This window comes from Mesorhizobium sp. M7A.F.Ca.CA.004.04.2.1 (assembly GCF_004022825.1).
Classification (GTDB): domain Bacteria; phylum Pseudomonadota; class Alphaproteobacteria; order Rhizobiales; family Rhizobiaceae; genus Mesorhizobium.
The window spans coordinates 1-3,003 of the sequence record NZ_RZPH01000763.1; the positions used below are offsets into that span (position 1 = coordinate 1).

4 protein-coding genes and 1 pseudogene are annotated in these 3,003 nt (G+C 63.2%); all 5 read left to right on the forward strand.

Going from position 1 to position 3,003, the window contains the following annotated elements; all coding sequences use genetic code 11:
- A partial coding sequence (locus EN893_RS26555; RefSeq protein WP_164901119.1) for a sugar ABC transporter permease occupies positions 1–453 on the forward strand: 453 nt, incomplete at its 5' end.
- Positions 450–1,298: a carbohydrate ABC transporter permease gene (locus EN893_RS26560; protein ID WP_127272221.1), complete on the forward strand. Its 849-nt coding sequence runs from the start codon at positions 450–452 to the stop codon at positions 1,296–1,298. The genes EN893_RS26555 and EN893_RS26560, both read left to right, overlap by 4 nt.
- Before the next feature lie 29 nt (positions 1,299–1,327).
- A complete protein-coding gene (locus tag EN893_RS26565; RefSeq protein ID WP_127270835.1) occupies positions 1,328–2,260 on the forward strand; it encodes a 3-keto-5-aminohexanoate cleavage protein in 933 nt (310 codons plus the stop codon).
- Between the two features lie 11 nt (positions 2,261–2,271).
- A pseudogene (locus EN893_RS26570) lies at positions 2,272–2,409 on the forward strand (ATP-binding cassette domain-containing protein); the annotation flags it as partial.
- 44 nt (positions 2,410–2,453) lie between these two features.
- On the forward strand, positions 2,454–3,003 hold a 550-nt coding region (locus EN893_RS39495; protein ID WP_245490912.1), incomplete at its 3' end, for a hypothetical protein.

Here is a 3,003-nt window from a genome sequence, read left to right on the forward strand (position 1 = left end):
GGCAACGAACACACCGCACTCGGCAGCGTCCTGTTCGCCAATGTCTGGCACTGGCTGGGCTTCCCGACCCTGGTGCTTTTGGCCGGCATGCAGCGCGTCAGCAAGGACGTGATCGAGGCCGCCCGTCTCGACGGCGCCGGCGACTATGTGCTGATGACCAAGATCGTGTGGCCGCTGATAGCGCCCAGCGTCACCATCGTCACCATCCTGACCTTCATCGGCAGCTTCAACTGGTTCGAAATTCCGTATGTGATGGCCGGCCTTACCGGTTCGCCCGGCGGCGCCACCGACGTGCTCGGCCTCTATTTCTACCGCACCGCCTTCGGCTCGACGACGACCGGCATCCAGGATTTCGGCCAGGGTAGCGCACTGGCCGTGATGATGTTCATCATCGTTGCCGGCGTCACCGCTATCGCGCTTCGCTATCTGCGCCGTCGTGAGATCGAACTGTGAGCGAAACAAACGGCACCAGGGAACCCGGCGAGCTGTTGAAGAACGGCGCCATCCAGCTGATGCTGGCGGTCAATGCCGTCATCATGATCTATCCGCTGTTCGTCATGGTGATGTCGTCCTTCAAGACCAATGCCGAGATCTTCAGCTCGCCCTTCGCCCTGCCGGCGCACTTCTCGCTGGCCAATGCCGAGCGGGTGTGGAGCGAAACCAATTTCGTGCGCTACCTCGCCAATTCCGTCGGCATCACCATGGCCGCGGTGGCGCTGATCCTTCTGTTCAGCACCATGGCCGCCTATGCGATTGCCCGCTACCAGTTCAGGCTGAGCGCGCTGGTGCTGATGTTTTTCCTCAGCGGCATGACCGTGCCGCTGAAACTGGCGATCATTCCGCTGTTCATCCAGCTGGATTCGCTGAGGCTGGTCGACAGCTATGCCGGCCTGGTGCTGGTCTATGTCGCCATGGGCATTCCCTCGGCGGTGTTCATCATGACCGGCTTCCTCCGGACTTTGCCGCGCGAACTGGAAGAGTCGGCGCGCATGGACGGCGCCAGCGAATTTCGCATCATGCGATCGATCATGCTGCCGCTGGCGCGCCCGGCGCTCGTCATCGTCGCAATCCAGAACGCCGTGCCCATCTGGAACGACTTCTTCTTCCCGCTGGTGCTGATCACCTCCGACAATCTCAAGACGCTGCCGCAGGGCCTCACCGTCTTCGTCGGCGAATTCACCACCGACTGGGGCGTGCTATTCACCGGGCTGACGCTGGCGGCGTTGCCGATCACGCTGCTCTACATCGTTCTGTCGAAGCAGTTCATCTCCGGCATCACTCAGGGTGCGGTGAAATAAGGCACTGTCAGTAACGAGGATTGTTTCAAGTGGCGAACCAGAACAAGATCATCATCACCTGCGCGGTCACCGGCTCGATCCACACGCCGTCAATGTCGCCGCATCTGCCGGTGAGCGCACAAGACATCGCCGAGGCCGCGATCGGCGCGGCGGAGGCCGGCGCTGCCATCGTCCATCTGCATGCGCGCAACCCCGTCGATGGCCGTCCCGACCAGTCGACCGAGGCCTTCGCGCCCTTCCTCAGGGTGATCAAGCAGCGCTCGGACTGCGTGATCAACATCACCACCGGCGGCGCCGCGACGATGAGCGTCGAGGAGCGGGTCAAGCCGGCGGCGACCTTTGCGCCGGAAGTCGCCTCGCTCAACATGGGCTCGATGAATTTCGGCCTCTATCCGATGCTGGAGCGCTTCAAGACCTTCGAACATGATTGGGAGCTTCCATATCTCGAAGGCTCGCGCGACCGCATCTTCCGCAACACCTTTGGCGATATCGAGCACATATTGCGCACCTGTGCGGAGAACGGCACCCGTTTCGAAATCGAGTGTTACGACATCGGCCATCTCTATACGCTCGCCCATTTCGTCGAGCGCGGCCTGGTCAAGGCGCCGTTCTTTGTCCAGAGCGTGTTCGGTATCCTTGGCGGCATCGGCACCCATCCGGAGGATGTCGCGCATATGAAGCGCACCGCCGACCGCCTGTTTGGGCGGGACTACCACTGGTCGGTGCTGGGCGCGGGCCGAAGCCAACTGCCGATCGCCACCCAGGCGATTGCGCTTGGAGGCAATGTGCGCGTCGGGCTTGAGGACTCGCTGTGGATCGGCAAGGGCCAGCTGGCGAAATCCAACGCCGAGCAGGTGAAGAAGGTCCGCCAGATCATTGAGGGGCTCGGTGCCTCGGTGGCCACCCCTGACGAGGCGCGGCAAATTTTGCAGCTCAAGGGTGGCGACAAGGTCTCTTTCTGAGGAAAACACTAATGAGTGCGGTCACCATATCGGGCGTCGAGAGAGCCCTTGGCAAGGCGAAGGTTATCCACGACGTATCTGTCGACATCGCGTCCGGTGAGTTCGTCATCCTCGTCGGACCGTCCGGCTGCGGCAAGTCGACCTCGATACCGTCGAAACATGGCCGGCGCCTTTCCGCCAGCAGGCGCTGGCCTTGATGGCGGCGGAGCGGAATGACGATCCGGATGCCGCGCTCGACCGTCTCGTGCTCGAGGCGGCGCTGGCCGAGGGAGACGATCAGGCGCTGGCGCGCAAGGTGCTAGCCCGCATCGAAGCCGGTTCGAGCCGGCCGTCCTTCCTGCCGCGCCTGCTCTTGAGTCGGGCCGGGTTTGCCGCCTGCGCTGCTGCCGCGCTCATAGCGGCGACGCTGGCAGGCTACCAGGCGGCGCGGCTGCAGGACGATCCGTCCGATATGGAGCTTCTGGCGCTGGCGTCGGGATCGTCGCTGGCTTATGGCGTGTCCCGGATGATCCGGCAGAGGAGGGCTCGCTTTGAAGCGTTCCCGGATATGGACGGCGACGCTGGTGGTGCTCGCCCTTTCGCTCGGGGTCAACTTCTTCCTGCTCGGCTATGCCTTGCACGGCCTGCGCAAGGGCGCGGCGCGCGCGTGCTGTTGTCGGAGATTGCCAGCACTTATCCGCCCGAGGTAAGGAAGGAGTTCCGTGGCGTGCTGCGCGACAACGGCGCTCGCACCTTCCAGGCAC